The sequence below is a fragment of the Shouchella oshimensis genome (assembly GCF_004375095.1).
In the GTDB taxonomy this organism is placed as follows: domain Bacteria; phylum Bacillota; class Bacilli; order Bacillales; family Bacillaceae_D; genus Shouchella; species Shouchella oshimensis.
Genome location: NZ_SNUX01000001.1, coordinates 773,929 through 790,208, shown reverse-complemented (window position 1 = coordinate 790,208; position 16,280 = coordinate 773,929). Strand labels below are relative to the sequence as shown.

At 39.9% G+C, this 16,280-nt stretch carries 14 protein-coding genes; 13 read left to right on the top strand and 1 reads right to left on the bottom strand.

The window, feature by feature from the left end; translation table 11 throughout:
• Positions 1-4: 4 nt before the first annotated feature.
• The 9 genes from E2L03_RS04130 (at position 5) to mdh (ending at position 9,616) form a co-directional block, all read left to right on the top strand.
• The gene (locus tag E2L03_RS04130) at positions 5-664 is read left to right on the top strand and encodes a FadR/GntR family transcriptional regulator (protein ID WP_038481894.1); all 660 of its coding nucleotides are present in this window, start codon (positions 5-7) and stop codon (positions 662-664) included.
• A gap of 23 nt (positions 665-687) precedes the next feature.
• Complete coding sequence (accD, locus tag E2L03_RS04125; protein WP_038481891.1) at positions 688-1,533, top strand: acetyl-CoA carboxylase, carboxyltransferase subunit beta; 846 nt, start codon at positions 688-690, stop codon at positions 1,531-1,533.
• 15 nt (positions 1,534-1,548) lie between these two features.
• A complete protein-coding gene (locus E2L03_RS04120; RefSeq protein ID WP_095150514.1) occupies positions 1,549-2,526 on the top strand; it encodes an acetyl-CoA carboxylase carboxyltransferase subunit alpha in 978 nt (325 codons plus the stop codon).
• A 142-nt stretch (positions 2,527-2,668) separates the two neighbouring features.
• A complete protein-coding gene (pfkA, locus tag E2L03_RS04115) occupies positions 2,669-3,628 on the top strand; it encodes a 6-phosphofructokinase (protein WP_038481885.1) in 960 nt (319 codons plus the stop codon).
• A 21-nt stretch (positions 3,629-3,649) separates the two neighbouring features.
• Positions 3,650-5,404 (top strand): pyruvate kinase, encoded by a 1,755-nt coding sequence (gene pyk / locus E2L03_RS04110; RefSeq protein WP_038481882.1) that lies wholly within the window; start codon positions 3,650-3,652, stop codon positions 5,402-5,404.
• Positions 5,405-5,443: 39 nt separating this feature from the next.
• Positions 5,444-5,857: an FxsA family protein gene (locus E2L03_RS04105; protein WP_243839500.1), complete on the top strand. Its 414-nt coding sequence runs from the start codon at positions 5,444-5,446 to the stop codon at positions 5,855-5,857.
• A gap of 324 nt (positions 5,858-6,181) precedes the next feature.
• Entirely contained in the window at positions 6,182-7,297 is a 1,116-nt protein-coding gene (gene citZ, locus E2L03_RS04100; protein WP_055736231.1) for a citrate synthase, read from the top strand.
• Between the two features lie 66 nt (positions 7,298-7,363).
• Complete coding sequence (gene icd / locus E2L03_RS04095; protein WP_124742349.1) at positions 7,364-8,629, top strand: NADP-dependent isocitrate dehydrogenase; 1,266 nt, start codon at positions 7,364-7,366, stop codon at positions 8,627-8,629.
• A 42-nt stretch (positions 8,630-8,671) separates the two neighbouring features.
• Positions 8,672-9,616, top strand: a complete 945-nt coding sequence (mdh, locus tag E2L03_RS04090; RefSeq protein WP_038481872.1) for a malate dehydrogenase — start codon at positions 8,672-8,674, stop codon at positions 9,614-9,616.
• Between the two features lie 38 nt (positions 9,617-9,654).
• Here mdh and E2L03_RS04085 read toward each other — a convergent pair whose 3' ends face one another.
• Entirely contained in the window at positions 9,655-10,269 is a 615-nt protein-coding gene (locus tag E2L03_RS04085) for a YitT family protein (protein ID WP_134258599.1), read from the bottom strand.
• Positions 10,270-10,418: 149 nt separating this feature from the next.
• On the opposite strand from E2L03_RS04085, the gene E2L03_RS04080 reads away from it, so the two are divergent.
• The 4 genes from E2L03_RS04080 to polA all read left to right on the top strand — a co-directional run bounded on the left by E2L03_RS04080 (position 10,419) and on the right by polA (position 16,277).
• Positions 10,419-10,862 (top strand): Lrp/AsnC family transcriptional regulator, encoded by a 444-nt coding sequence (locus E2L03_RS04080; RefSeq protein ID WP_134258598.1) that lies wholly within the window; start codon positions 10,419-10,421, stop codon positions 10,860-10,862.
• 93 nt (positions 10,863-10,955) lie between these two features.
• Positions 10,956-11,675 (top strand): response regulator transcription factor, encoded by a 720-nt coding sequence (locus tag E2L03_RS04075; RefSeq protein WP_038481863.1) that lies wholly within the window; start codon positions 10,956-10,958, stop codon positions 11,673-11,675.
• On the top strand, positions 11,668-13,431 hold the full coding sequence (pnpS, locus tag E2L03_RS04070) for a two-component system histidine kinase PnpS (RefSeq protein ID WP_124742348.1): 1,764 nt from the start codon (positions 11,668-11,670) through the stop codon (positions 13,429-13,431). The genes E2L03_RS04075 and pnpS overlap by 8 nt, the downstream gene beginning before the upstream one ends.
• A gap of 218 nt (positions 13,432-13,649) precedes the next feature.
• Complete coding sequence (gene polA / locus E2L03_RS04065; protein ID WP_134258597.1) at positions 13,650-16,277, top strand: DNA polymerase I; 2,628 nt, start codon at positions 13,650-13,652, stop codon at positions 16,275-16,277.
• Positions 16,278-16,280 lie beyond the last annotated feature (3 nt).

Below are 16,280 nucleotides of genomic sequence, written 5' to 3'. Positions count from 1 at the left end.
CGCTATGGCTACGGACAAACGCTACATTGAAATTATTCGTGCCCTTAGCGAGATGATTCAGAAAGATGACTTAAAAAGTGGCGACAAGCTACCATCAGAAAGGGAACTGAGCGACCGACTTCATGTTGGTCGCTCATCCATTCGTGAAGCTTTACGAGGCTTAGAACTTCTTGACATCATTGAGACTAAAAGAGGCGAAGGGACTTTCATGAAAGCCCCCTCCAGCTATAGACTAGTGGATTTGCTTTTATCTTTTATCTTAAAAGACGACCAAGCAAGGAAGGATTTAAGTGAGACGAGGCGAATTGTAGAGATAGAGGCGTTAAAATTAGCTGTCTTTCGAATTTCAGAAGATGAAGTAAAACAGTTAGACGAGCTTATTTCCCATTCAAAAGTGAAATGGAGTCATGGGGATTTTCCTGTAGAAGCTGATTACCAGTTCCATGAAACCATTGTTAAAGCTTGTGGAAATGTTTTACTTTATAATATCTGGAAATCGTTGGTGGCGTTTAATAAAGAAGCGATTAAAGAATCTCTTGAACGTAAGGGAAGACCGCCTGAGTCGATTAAAGAACACGAGCTAGTTGTCGAAGCAATAAAGCATGGAGAAGTAGAGAAGGCGTTAGATGCGATGAGTCATCACTTGAAAAACAGCCGTTTTTAAAGGATATAGCAAGGAGCGATCCCATGTTAAAGGATATGTTTTCTAAGAAAAAGAAACGATATGCAACAATTCCATCTGAGCGAGCAAAGATAGAAGTACCTGAAGGACTTATGACAAAATGTCCATCTTGTCGAACCATTATGTACACAAAGGATCTGAAAAAGAATTTGAGTGTATGTCGAACATGTGGACATCATCACCGGATGGGCGCTTGGGAACGAATTGAAGCGTTAATTGACGAAGGAACGTTTCAGGAAATAGATGCCGATGTGATTGGTGGTAATCCGTTAGCATTCCCTGATTACGAAAAGAAACTTGAAGCAGACCGTAAGAAAACAGGCTTAAACGAAGCATGCGTGTCAGGTGTAGGGGAATTAAATGGTCATCCTGTTGTTTTAGCTGTTATGGACCCTCAATTCCGAATGGCGAGTATGGGGGCAGCTGTCGGTGAAAAGCTTACACGCGCAATTGAAAAAGCGATTGAATTGAAGCATCCTCTCATTATTGTGGCTGCCTCTGGCGGTGCGCGAATGCAAGAGGGGATGATTAGTTTAATGCAAATGGCGAAAACAAGCGCGGCGCTTGAGAAATTAGATCGTACCGGTGGCTTGTTTATTTCAGTCATGACACACCCGACTACAGGTGGTGTTTCCGCAAGTTTCGCATCGTTAGGTGATTACAATTTTGCAGAACCGAAAGCACTTGTCGGCTTTGCTGGTAGACGCATTATTGAACAAACGATTCGTGAGGAACTTCCGGAAGACTTCCAAACTGCGGAATTTCTGTTAGAGCATGGGCAATTAGATCGAGTTATCCCGCGACTAGAAATGAAAGATACGCTGACAACAGTGTTGGCAATTCACCAGTAGGTAGGGGGAGTAAACATGACTACTGAACGAAATTTTGAAAAACCTGTACTGGAGCTTCGAACTAAAATAGAAGAGCTTCGTAAATTTGCAAAAGAAAAAGACTTAGACTTAAGTTCTGAGATTCATAAAATGGAAGTTCGTCTGCAAGAACTAGAGGAATCGGTCTATACGAATATACAACCATGGGAACGGGTGCAAATTGCTCGAGATCATGAGCGGCCAACGAGTCTTGATTATATTTCTCTTTTGTTTTCCGATTTTCTGGAGCTTCACGGTGATCGACTTTTTGGCGATGATAAAGCGATTGTTGCTGGAATTGCAACGTTTGAAGATCAGCCTATTACCGTGATTGGTCACCAACGAGGAAAAGATACAAAAGAAAATATTATGCGCTTTTTTGGTTCGCCTCATCCTGAGGGTTATCGAAAAGCGTTACGTTTAATGAAACAGGCAGAAAAATTCAATCGCCCGATCGTTTGTTTTATTGACACAAAAGGTGCTTATCCAGGTAAGTCGGCAGAAGAGCGCGGTCAAAGTGAGGCCATTGCAAAAAATCTACTTATGATGGCTGGGTTAAATGTTCCAACGATAAGCATAGTGATAGGAGAAGGTGGAAGCGGTGGGGCACTTGCTCTAGGCGTTGCTGATCGAATTTATATGTTAGAGAACTCAACGTATTCGGTTATTTCACCAGAAGGTGCAGCAGCATTATTATGGAAAGACTCTACGCAAGCGAAGAGAGCGGCAGAGACAATGAAAATTACTGCACCTGATTTATATGAGCTTGGTGTAATCGATTCAATTATTGAAGAACCTAAAGGCGGCGCGCAACGTAACATTGAGGAGCAGGCTGTTAGTATGAGACGTGTGCTACGTGATGCTTTAAGTGACTTAAAAGCAAAGTCTGTAGAGACGCTTTTAGAGGAACGATATGAAAAGTATATGAAAATGGGACAAATAGCTGACAAACGAGTTAAAGCAGAATCTAAATGATTTGGAAGTGCTTTCATTGATATGAAAGCATTTTTTGTAGTATGGAAACACTTGTGTTCAGTAAATCAAAGTGGTATCTTTACTTGCAGAGACTAGTTAAGACAAGCTTCGTCTGTCTTATTGTTCGTGAGGAGGAACATAATTGAAACGTATTGGTGTATTAACAAGTGGTGGCGATTCACCTGGTATGAATGCAGCGATTCGCGCAGTTGTTCGAAAAGCAATTTATCATGGAATTGAAGTGTATGGAATTTCTTATGGCTATCAAGGCTTAATTGAAGGCGATATTAAGAAAATGGAGCTCGGCTCAGTTGGAGACATTATCCACCGTGGTGGCACAATGTTATATACAGCACGATGTGAAGAATTCAAAACCCTTGAAGGACAAAAAAAGGGGATTGAACAACTTAAAAAACACGGGATTGAAGGACTTGTCGTCATTGGTGGAGATGGGTCTTATCGTGGCGCGCAAAAATTAAGCGAGCATGGATTCCCAACAGTCGGTGTCCCAGGAACGATTGACAACGATATACCAGGAACAGACTTTACAATTGGGTTCGATACAGCATTAAACACTATTATTGATGCCATTGATAAAATTCGTGACACTGCTACATCTCATGAGCGTACGTACGTTATTGAAGTAATGGGTCGACACGCAGGAGATCTTGCGCTTTGGGCAGGGCTTGCAGATGGTGCTGAGACAATCGTCATTCCCGAGGAAGAACATGACATGAATCTGATTCTTGCTAACATTAAACGGGGTGTTGAGCGAGGCAAAAAGCATAGTATTATTATTGTTGCTGAAGGTGTTGGGTCAGGCTTTGACTTTGGTGAAAAAATCAGTGCTGAAATGAATGTGGAGACACGTGTAACGGTACTAGGACATATTCAGCGCGGTGGTTCACCAACTGGAGCAGACCGAGTGCTTGCTAGCCGTTTAGCTGCAAAAGCTGTTGACTTATTATTAGAAGGAAAAGCGGGCATGACTGTAGGCATACAACGTAATGAAATTGTTTATCATTCCATTAATGATATTTTAGATCAACCACATAAAATTGACACAGATATGTACAAGCTTTCGCAAGAACTGTCGATTTAAGAAAATAGTAGGAGGAACAAAATGCGTAAAACAAAAATCGTATGTACAATAGGACCAGCAAGTGAAACGGTGGATCAACTGGTTTCATTAATAGACGCTGGCATGAACGTAGCACGTCTTAATTTTTCCCATGGAGACTTCGAGGAACATGGAGCGCGTATTCGTAATATCCGCGAAGCATCGGAGAAAACTGGAAAAACAGTTGCAATCTTACTAGATACAAAAGGTCCTGAAATTCGTACACAAACGGTTGTAGACGGTGCAATTGACCTTGTAAAAGGACAACAACTTATTGTATCGATGGAAGAAGTAGTAGGTTCTACAGAGAAGATTTCGATTACGTATCCGGGCCTTGTTAATGATTGTAGTGTAGGTAGTACGTTATTACTTGATGATGGTTTAATTGGTCTTGAGATTACAGATGTTCGTGCGAATGAAATCGTGACTACAGTAAAAAACAGCGGTACTTTAAAGAATAAAAAAGGGGTAAATGTGCCTAATGTTAGCGTCAACCTACCAGGTATGACGGATAAAGACGCAGCAGACATCCTGTTCGGTGTTGAGCAAAATGTTGATTTCATTGCAGCGTCATTTGTGCGTCGTGCTTCTGATGTGTTAGAAATTCGCGAATTACTTGAGAAAAACGGCGCAGCTGACATTGCCATTATCCCTAAGATTGAAAACCAAGAAGGCGTCGATAATATCGATGAAATTCTTGAAGTATCGGATGGATTAATGGTCGCTCGTGGGGACTTAGGCGTTGAAATTCCTGCCGAAGAAGTACCACTTGTACAAAAACAGTTAATTAAGAAATGTAATGAACAAGCAAAGCCTGTCATTACGGCAACACAAATGCTTGATTCAATGCAAAGAAATCCACGCCCAACTCGTGCCGAAGCAAGTGACGTCGCTAACGCTATCTTTGACGGAACAGATGCTATTATGCTATCAGGTGAAACAGCAGCAGGTGATTATCCTGTAGAATCTGTACAAACAATGCACAATATTGCTAGTCGTACCGAGCAAGCCTTGAATTACGATCAATTGCTACGGAAGAAAAGTGAAGAATCAAAGCAAACGATCACAAGCGCAATCGGTCAGTCTGTAGCGCATACTGCCTCTAATTTAGATGCAACTGCTATTTTAACAGCAACAGAAAGTGGTTACACGGCACGTATGACTTCTCGTTTCCGTCCTAAATCACCTATTTTGGCGATTACAAGCAATGAAAGAGCATTCCGTAAAATGGCCCTTGTATGGGGAGTAACACCACTATTTGGTAAGCAAGCAAGCACGACAGATGAAATGCTTGATTTAACTGTTGAAGCAGCTATGGAATCAGGGCATGTTGCTCAAGGCGATCTCGTCGTGATTACAGCTGGTGTACCAGTAGGAGAAACGGGAACAACAAATCTTCTTAAAGTACATGTACTAGGCGAAGTGAAAGCAAAAGGCCAAGGTATTGGTCAGCGTTCTGGCTCAGGTAAAGTCGTGTTAGCAGAGAATGCAGCGGAAGCAAGTGCAAAAATGACACAGGGTGCCGTTCTTGTTACTAAATCGACGGATAAAGATATGATTGATTCCTTTGAAAAAGCTGTTGCTGTTATTACAGAAGAAGGTGGGCTAACGTCTCACGCAGCAGTAGTTGGCTTGAATTTAAGCACACCTGTTGTTGTAGGTGTTGACGATGCATTAGCACTTTTTACTGATGGTGAAGAAGTAACAGTTGATGCAAAAACCGGAAATATTTACAGCGGCAAAGCGCGTGTATTATAATGTAGAAAAGAAGAGCGTTCGCTCTTCTTTTTCTTATAAATGAGGTGGTCATTTATGTTTAAACGGTTTCTATTACCTGTTGCGATTGGGATTCCATTAGTTGAACTCTTGTTCATTGTTTTATCAGTACAGTGGATTGGCGTATGGTACACCATTCTTGCTATGCTTTTAACTAGCATTATTGGCTTTTTAGTGGCACGCCGTCAAGGGATGCAGGTCATACGATTAGCTCAATTGCAAATGCAAAAGCAACAAGTTCCTAGTCAAGCAATGATAGATGGTGCTTGTATCTTTATTGGTGGCGCACTCTTAACGGTACCTGGTTTTTTTACAGATGTTGTTGGAGCATTGTTTCTAATACCCTGGACAAGAACCATTATAAAAGCAGGCTTACTAAAAGCCATTCATTCTGGTATTGCAAACGGTAAGTTTGTTGTCATTAAAAGAAGATAGCATGTCGAAAAATGCTGGTTATAGCCGTATTTTTAAAATTATGGTATGATATGAAGTGCTTAGGTTGTCGCAAAACACTTTATATCTTACCTTCTTTCAGTTATGGTAGAACGATAGGTGTTTTGTCATTCGACATCATTTAAGTTGCTTAACAAGCTTGGTTTATAGCTCGTCTATTAGACTATGAACCCGCTCTCGATTCGGCTTGAATCGTATTCTTTCACTTTTGAAGGAGATAGGAGAGTTCGCATCCTTTTGCGAAAACGCTTCACTTGGTATCGTTACGTCTTGTGAAGGATTTATTAGAGAAAAGGAGAGATATAGGTGACTACTACTCGTGGATTAGAAGGTATTGTAGCAACACAGTCAAGCGTAAGTTCAATTATTGACGATGAATTAACCTATCAAGGCTATGGCATTGATGAGTTAGCAGAAAATGCAAGCTTTGAAGAGGTTATTTATTTACTTTGGAATGGTGAACTTCCGACCAAAGAAGAATTGAAATCGTTTACAGAGAAATTGGCTGTTGAAGCCGAAGTTCCTGAAGAAATTTTCACTCAAATGAAAGCCTATCCAATTAATGACGTACATCCAATGGCGGCGTTGCGCTCGGCTATTTCAGCGCTTGGCTTGTTTGACTTAGATGCAGAAAAGATGGACGAAGAAGAAAATTATAACAAAGCAGTTCGACTTCAAGCGAAAATTCCGACAATAGTGACAGGTTTTGAACGAATTCGCTCTGGAAAAGAGCCAATTAAACCGAATAAAGATCTATCATTTGCCGCGAATTTCTTATACATGCTAAATGGTGAAACCCCGGATGATTTATCTGTAGAGGCGTTTAATAAAGCGCTTGTTTTGCATGCTGATCATGAGTTGAATGCTTCAACATTTACTGCTCGGGTATGTGTAGCAACACTGTCAGACATTTATTCAGGGATAACAGCTGCTATTGGTGCATTAAAGGGACCTTTACATGGTGGAGCGAATGAAGCTGTTATGAACATGCTTTTAGATATTAATGAGCCAGAAGAAGTAGAACCGTACCTTAGAAAAGCTTTAGACAACAAAGAAAAGATCATGGGATTTGGACATCGTGTCTATAAAAATGGAGATCCACGTGCTAAGCATTTACGTGATATGTCTAAACAGCTAACTACTGTTGTAAATGAAACGAAATGGTATGACATGTCGATTCAAATTGAAGAGATGATTACAAAAGAAAAAGGCTTATTGCCAAACGTCGATTTTTACTCTGCAACGGTTTATCACAGTCTGGGAATAAAGCATGACTTGTTTACACCAATCTTTGCAGTTAGTCGTACGTCAGGATGGCTTGCGCACATTTTAGAGCAATATGCAAACAATCGTTTAATTCGACCACGTGCAGAATATATTGGTCCTGATAAACGCTCATATGTTTCCATTGAATCACGATAGCAACTAGTTTAATGTAAAAATTGAACGGAGTTATCCGTTCTACATATTTGGATGGAGGGAATACACATGGCAGCAGAAAAAATTCAAACAACTAACGGAGTTCTTAATGTACCAAACGAACCAATTGTACCTTTTATTGAAGGAGACGGCACAGGTCCTGATATTTGGGCAGCAGCATCTCGCGTATTAGACGCAGCAGTAGAAAAAGCATACAGTGGAGAGCGCAAAATTCACTGGAAAGAAATCTTAGCTGGTGAAAAAGCGTACAACCAAACAGGTGAATGGCTTCCAGCAGAAACATTAGACGCTGTACGTGAATATTTAATTGCGATTAAAGGGCCTTTAACAACACCAATTGGTGGAGGAATTCGCTCGTTAAACGTTGCGCTTCGTCAAGAGCTTGATCTTTATACATGCTTACGTCCAGTTCGTTATTTCACTGGTGTTCCTTCACCAGTAAAACGTCCAGAAGACACAAATATGGCAATTTTCCGTGAGAACACAGAAGATATTTATGCAGGAATTGAATTCCAAGAAGGTTCTGATGAAGTGAAAAAAGTCATCGCGTTCTTACAAGATGAAATGGGCATTAATAAAATTCGTTTCCCTGAAACGTCTGGAATTGGTATCAAGCCAGTTTCAAAAGAAGGAACAGAACGAATTGTTCGTGCTTCTATTCAATACGCTTTGGATGAAGGTAGAAAGAGTGTAACGCTTGTTCATAAAGGAAACATCATGAAATATACAGAAGGTTCATTTAAAAACTGGGGCTACGATTTAGCTGAGCGCGAGTTCGGTGATAAAGTGTTTACGTGGGCAACATACGATAAAATTGTTGAGGAAAAAGGAAGAGAAGCTGCTGATCAAGCACAAAGTGAAGCAGAAGCTGCTGGAAAGATTATTGTAAAAGATTCAATTGCAGACATCTTCTTGCAACAAATCCTTACACGTCCAAAAGAGTTTGATGTAGTTGTTACAATGAACTTAAATGGAGATTATATTTCCGATGCATTGGCAGCTCAAGTTGGTGGAATTGGTATTGCTCCAGGAGCGAATATCAACTACGATACAGGGCATGCAATCTTTGAAGCTACTCATGGTACTGCTCCTAAGTACGCTGGATTAGATAAAGTTAACCCATCTTCTGTTCTATTGTCTGGTGAACTACTTCTTCGTCACCTTGGCTGGGTCGAAGCAGCTGATATGATTATGTCATCAATGGATAAAACCATTGAAAGCAAAGTCGTGACGTATGATTTCGCACGTTTGATGGATGGTGCAACAGAAGTTTCTTGTTCTGGTTTTGCTGATGAACTAATCAAAAACCTCTAATCAAACAAATGTGAATCATAATGGGAACGAGGAGATGTTAGCATGGCGATTAAACGTAGAAAAATTTCAATTATCGGTAGTGGCTTTACAGGTGCAACAACAGCTCTTATGGTTGCACAAAAAGAACTAGGAGACGTTGTTCTTGTTGATATTCCAGATATGGAAGGACCGACAAAAGGAAAAGCGTTAGATATGATGGAATCAACACCTGTACAAGGTGTTGATTCCCGAATTATTGGCACATCGAGTTATGAAGATACGAAAGACTCCGATGTTGTCGTCATCACAGCTGGAATTGCGCGTAAGCCAGGTATGAGTCGTGATGACCTAGTTTCCACGAACGCGAAAATTATGAAGTCTGTAACCAAAGAAATTGTCAAACATTCTCCAGATTGCTATATTATCGTGTTAACGAATCCAGCAGATGCGATGACGTATACAGTATTCAAAGAATCGGGTTTACCGAAAAACCGGGTCATTGGTCAGTCTGGTGTATTGGATACAGCTCGATTTAGAACGTTTATTGCCGAGGAATTAAATCTATCTGTTGAAGATGTTACGGGATTTGTTCTCGGTGGTCACGGTGATGATATGGTTCCACTTATTCGCTATTCAGCAGCTGGGGGCGTTCCACTTTCAACATTAATCTCACCTGAGCGTTTAGAGGAAATTGTTGAACGGACACGAAAAGGTGGCGGTGAAATTGTTGGACTACTTGGAAACGGTAGTGCCTACTATGCACCGGCAGCATCCTTAACGCAAATGGTTGAAGCGATTGTTAAAGATAAGAAAAGAGTGATCCCAACAATTGCTTACTTAGAAGGCGAGTATGGACATCACGACTTGTATCTAGGCGTTCCTACTATTTTAGGTGGAGACGGTATTGAAAAAGTAATTGAGCTTGACTTAACTGATGAGGAACAAGACCAGTTAAATAAGTCTGCTGATTCTGTTCGTCATGTGATGGATGCTTTACCAACAGCATAAGTAAAAAACCCCTCATGCCTTGACGCATGAGGGGTTTTTTACGCTCCAGCGCCAGAGACAGAGGCTTTTTGGAGTTTAACTGGTTTGACAAAGCGATGTTTGTAAAGGCTAATAATTTTAGAGGTAAGGACAATAGACAGAATGGAAAAAAGCCCAGGGATCATACCAACGACTAGAAAACTGAGAAGAACAACAATCCCATCAAAAAGAAAGTTTGTTTTACCTGGATCTATTCCCATTTTTCTTTGTAAATACAATGCAAGAATATTGGCTCCACCTAAGGAGGCTTGATGATTGAAGAGAAGCGTTAATCCTACACCAATGCTAACGCCACCTAAGACTGCTCCAAAAAACATGGAGACTGTAAAAGAAGGTAAAAACGTGTCAACAGCGGTTAGTAAGGATAAAAAAGTAACGGATAGTATCGTCACAATTGTGAAGCGTAAGCCCATTCTTATAAAAGAAAATACGTAAAACGGTATGTTTACTAGGAAAAAGAGTAAGGAAAAAGGAAGGTTAACTACATACGATATGGTCAAGGTCAAACCAGCCGTTCCACCAGTGATTAGACCAGCATGACGAAGTAATAAAACGCCAATTGAAACGATAAAACAACCTGTTAAAATCGCAATGGCCTTTCGAAAAACATTCATTCAATCACCTACATGTTATTGTTACTATAAGTTTATATAACAATGAAGGAGTTTTGTATAACAACTAGTAGGATCTTCTAAAATGTGGTTTAATAAATGAAGGGAAATGATAAATTATTTGTACAAAATGAAAAAAGGTGATCTTTTTAATGGATAAAATGGATTGTGATATCCTAAAGCTGCTTCAAGACAATGGCAGAATGACAATTAGTGAATTATCAAAGGAACTAGCATTAAGCCGACCGAGTATGTCAGAACGTCTCGTACGTTTACAAGAAAAAGGTGTTATTGAAGGCTTTACAGCACGTGTTTCGTTAAAAGAAATTGGCAAGGATATCTTGCTTTTAATACAAGTGAGCGGGTTAAAGGTAACATTATCGGATTTTGAAGAGGTTATAAAAGATGAAGCAGAAATTATAGAGTGTCACCGTGTAACCGGTGAAGTAAGCTACTTTTTAAAAGCTGCTGTGTCCGATGTGAATAGCATGCGTTCACTAATTGATCGATTAATACCGTATGGAACGATTAATACATCAACTGTATTAAATTCTCCTGTCCCTTACCGAACCATCCTTCCTGATATAAAGGAATAGCACATTCTCATATTTTTGCTATACTTAAGAGAGAATAGAGAGAAGAAAAGATAAGACCGTTCAAACACAAGAAAAAGGAGTGCAACTACCTATATGGCAAAGCGCATTTTAGTAGTCGATGATGAACCATCCATTTCCACCTTACTTAAGTACAACTTAGAACAGGCTGGCTTTGAAGTGGAAACGAGGTTAGATGGACTAGCTGGGTTTGAGCGAGCAAAAGAAGTTCCTTTTGATTTAATTATACTTGATCTCATGTTACCAAGTATGGATGGAATGGACGTGTGTCGTAATTTAAGGCAAGAACATATTTTTGTACCAATTTTAATGCTAACGGCAAAAGATGATGAGTTTGATAAAGTACTCGGTTTAGAATTAGGTGCCGATGACTATATGACAAAACCATTTTCACCTCGAGAAGTATCCGCAAGAGTGCGTGCCATTTTACGTCGGGTCGACCAGACACAGGCTACTAAAGAAGATGTAGCAGTAAAAGGGAAGGGACGCGTCATTAAAGACTTAACCATTTACCCAGACAATTATGAAGTATATGTAAAGCAGGAATTACTCACTTTAACGCCAAAAGAGTTTGAGCTCCTTGTCTACTTATCAGAGAATAAAGGACGGGTGTTGACGAGGGACCAGCTACTTAATGCTGTATGGAACTATGAATTTGTTGGCGATACACGGATAGTCGATGTGCATATCAGCCACCTGAGAGAAAAGATCGAACCAAATCCGAAAAAGCCAGTGTACATTAAAACGATCCGTGGGCTTGGCTATAAGTTGGAAGAACCAATTTCAAATGAATAATGTAAAAAATCGGTTCGTTGTAAGCATTATGCTTGTGGTGACCTTTGTTTTGCTAGCGCTAGGACTAACGATTGGCGCTTGGTCAAATGAGCAATACTTAAATTTTATTGAAGAGCGTATGAAGAATGAAACAGCATTAGCAACATGGACCGTTACAGAAAATGGCTTTCCTGAACAGGAGGAGGCACAACGAATTGCTGCTAAAGCTGGAGAATTATTTGAGGGACGTTTAACCATTATTGATGATAACGGAACGGTTTTAGGAGACTCTTGGGCTGAGCCAGAAGCAATGGAAAATCACCTTGATCGACCTGAGATTAAGCGTGCCCTCGCTGATAATAACGTTGAACTAAGGTATAGTGAGACAATCGGGGAAGACTTACTTTATTATGCTTTACCTCTTTATGAAGATGAAGTGCTGTTAGGCTATATTCGTGTAGGTTTGTCGGTGGAATCACTAAATCAAATTAATCAAACCGTTTGGTTCGTCATAGCTGCAAGCTTCTTCATTGCATTCTTTATTCTGTTTATTCTTGTTTCGCGCATTACTAAGCAAATTATTAAACCGATTGATCACGCGACAGATGCAGCAATTCGTCTAGCAGAAGGGGACTATAAAACACGGACCTTTGAAGACCAGCATAAAGAACTGGGACGTTTAGGTCGGTCAATCAATATACTCGCCTACAATCTAGAACAGCTTTCAAGACGCCATAAAGTGCAGCAAGAGCAAATGGCAGCATTGATCGACCATATGGGAAGTGCGTTATTATTTATTAATGTTCGTGGTGATGTAGAGCTGGTGAATCGTACAACGGAACAACTTTTTTTTGTTGAAGCCCAGAAAATAACAGGTAAGCCTTATTATGAAGTCATCCCAAGTGACAACCTTAGTAAGTTCGTCCAGTCGGTTTATATGACTGAAACAAAACAGCGTGGGCAGATTGAATGGACAGAGCATTTTGTCACGAAAGTCTATGACGTCTATGGAGCTCCAGTTGTGACAGATTCGGGTCGTTTGCGAGGGGTAACGATTGTACTCCATGATATAACAGAGCAAAAGAAACTTGAACAAATCCGAAAAGATTTCGTCGCAAATGTCTCTCATGAATTAAAGACACCTGTAACGTCCATTAAAGGATTTGCAGAAACATTAATCGATGGGGCTCTCCAAGAGCCTGAATTGGCAAATCAATTTACGGAAATTATTTGGAAAGAAAGTGATCGGTTACAAACGCTAATTATGGATTTACTTGAACTGTCTAAAATCGAGAATGCTCAGTTTTTACTTCATTTAGAAGAAGTATCCTTAAAAGGAATCTCTGATGAAGTTGTCACACTGCTATCAAGCAAAGCAGAAGAAAAGAAAATGACCATTCATGTAACAGAAACAGGTCAAACTACAATTGAGGGTGACGCTCAGCGCTTAAAACAAATTATTTTAAACCTTGTTACGAATGCGATTGCCTACACACCTGCGGATGGTACCGTACACATAAAGTTAATTGAAAAAGAACATGATGTGGAGCTTCAAGTGAAAGACACAGGAATTGGTATTAGTGTGCCAGAAAGGCTTCGGATTTTTGAACGTTTTTATCGGGTAGATCGGGCGAGAAGTCGAAATTCTGGAGGAACAGGCTTAGGTCTCGCGATTGTAAAACATTTGGCTGAAGCACATCATGGAAAACTAGAAGTAGAAAGTGAAGAAGGAAAGGGATCAATCTTCAAAATTTTGTTCCCGAAAAAACAAGCTTAACAAGATCTTTACAGTTTGTTTATATCCTCAACACAATTGTCGCCTACACTTAGGAAGAACGGTCTTATCCTGATCGATATTCCTCTGTCGGTCGATTTTGATGGCAAGAGCTATGTCTCTTGTCTTTTTTTGCGTACGCTCGTTCCCATCTGTTTTCTTTTTCAATTGCGAGTATGGTACAATACCGATACAAGTTATGCTAGAAGGGAAGATCCCGATTGAAAAAATTAGTATTAATTGACGGAAATAGTATTGCCTATCGAGCCTTTTTCGCTTTACCGCTATTAAGCAATGAAAAAGGTGACTATACGAACGCTGTTTATGGCTTTACAACCATGCTTTTGAAAGTGCTTGAGGAAGAAAAGCCCACTCATTTGCTCGTTGCATTTGATGCAGGCAAATCGACATTTCGACATAAAACGTATGCTGCATATAAAGGAACACGTCAAAAAACACCTTCAGAATTATCCGGTCAAATTCCTATGATTCACAAGCTTTTAGATGCTTTCTCGATTAAACGATATGAAGCGAAAGAGTACGAAGCAGATGACATCATTGGAACACAGGCTGTAGAGGCAGCGAAAAAAGGTTATGAAGTGGTTGTCATTACAGGAGATAAAGATTTACTTCAGCTTGTTGATGACCGCATTGAAGTCGTACTTACTCGAAAAGGTATAACCGAAGTTGATCGTTATAATGAAGCAAAAATAGAAGAGCGATATGGATTAACACCAAAACAAATTATTGATTTAAAAGGGCTTATGGGGGATACATCTGACAACATCCCTGGTGTTCCTGGTGTTGGTGAGAAAACGGCGATTAAATTGTTAACCCAATTCTCAGATGTGGAAACCGTGCTCGCCTCCATTAATGAGGTGTCAGGGAAGAAACTTAAAGAGCGTTTAGAAGAAAATAAAGAACTTGCTATTTTAAGTAAACAACTTGCAACCATTATGACGGAAGTACCGTTAGAAACAGCACTTAACGACTTAGCCTATAACGGATTTGATTATCAAGCTGTCAAGGAATTGTTTAAAGCATATGCCTTCAATTCTTTGTTAAATCGAATTGGTGAAGATGAAGATCAACAAGAAGAGGCATTAGAGGAAGTGGCATTTGAAATCGTTTCAGAGATAAAAGAAGATCATCTTATAAGCCCTTCTGCCTTAGTAATTGAAATGCTTGGCGACAATTATCATCATGCCGATATAATTGGAGTTGGGTTGGCAAATAAGAATGGTAATTATTTTATACCGACAAAGGTTGCTGTAGAATCAACTCTTTTTCAAACGTTTATGGCTGATGAAAAGAAAGAAAAATATTTATTTGATGCCAAACGAGCAGTTGTTGCTCTCGCATGGCAAGATATTGAATTAAATGGCGTTGCGTTTGATTTACAAATGGCATCGTACTTACTTGATCCATCACTTTCTTCCCATGAAATGAGCGATATTGCGTCGCGAAAAGGATCCGTTCGTGTATTAGAAGATGAGACTGTTTATGGAAAAGGGGCAAAGCAAGGGATTCCTGCTGAGCAACAGCTTGCTGAGCATTTATCTAGAAAAGCATATGCGATGCATGTCTTAAAAGAAATTTTGGCAAATGAGCTAAAGGAAAATGAACAATACTCGCTTTTTGCAGAATTAGAGATGCCTTTGTCTGTTATATTAGGGCGAATGGAAAAAGAAGGCATTAAGGTCGATCGAGGGCAGCTTCAGACTATGGGTGGCGATTTATCGACGCGGTTAGCAGATTTAGAGAAAGAAATTCATAAAGAAGCTGGAGAGACGTTTAATATTAATTCTCCGAAGCAATTAGGCCAAGTATTATTTGAAACGTTAGAGCTTCCACCCGTAAAGAAAACAAAAACAGGCTATTCTACAAGTGCAGACGTTCTAGAAAAATTAGCAGGATCACACCCGATTATTGAACATATCTTACTCTATCGTCAGCTAGGGAAGCTGTATTCGACTTACATTGAAGGGCTTTTAAAAGTAGCGAATGAGGAAACAGGAAAAGTGCATACCCGATTTAATCAGGCGCTTACACAAACTGGACGGCTTTCTTCAACAGATCCGAACTTGCAAAATATTCCTATTCGATTGGAAGAAGGAAGGAAGATTCGTAAAGCATTTGTCCCTTCTCACGATGATTGGCTGATGGTGTCTGCTGACTATTCACAAATTGAATTACGAGTACTTGCACACATATCAGGCGACGAAAGAATGAAAGAAGCATTTTTGAAGAATATGGATATTCATACAAAAACGGCTATGGACGTGTTTCATGTTGAAGAAGATGAAGTGACGGATCAAATGAGACGTAGCGCAAAAGCAGTAAACTTCGGTATTGTGTACGGAATTAGCGATTACGGTCTCTCGCAAAATTTAAACATCACTCGAAAAGAAGCAAAAGAATTTATTGACCGTTACTTAGCAAGCTATCCCGATGTAAAGGCATATATGGAAAATGTCGTAAAAGAAGCGAAAAAAACAGGTTATGTGCAGACTCTATTAGCAAGGCGTCGTTATTTGCCTGAGTTAGCTAGTAGCAATTTTAATCAACGTAGCTTTGCTGAGCGAACGGCAATGAATACGCCTATCCAAGGGACGGCTGCAGACATTATTAAGCAAGCGATGGTCATTATGAGCGAAGAGCTGGCGAATTCATCATTGAAAGCCACGATGCTCCTACAAGTGCACGATGAATTAATTTTTGAAGTAGCGCCAGAAGACGAACAAGCTTTGAAGGAACTTGTGACAAATGTAATGGAAAACGCATTATCATTAGATGTGCCCCTACAAGTAGACGTGTTAAGTGGTTCTTCTTGGTATGACGCAAAATAAAGG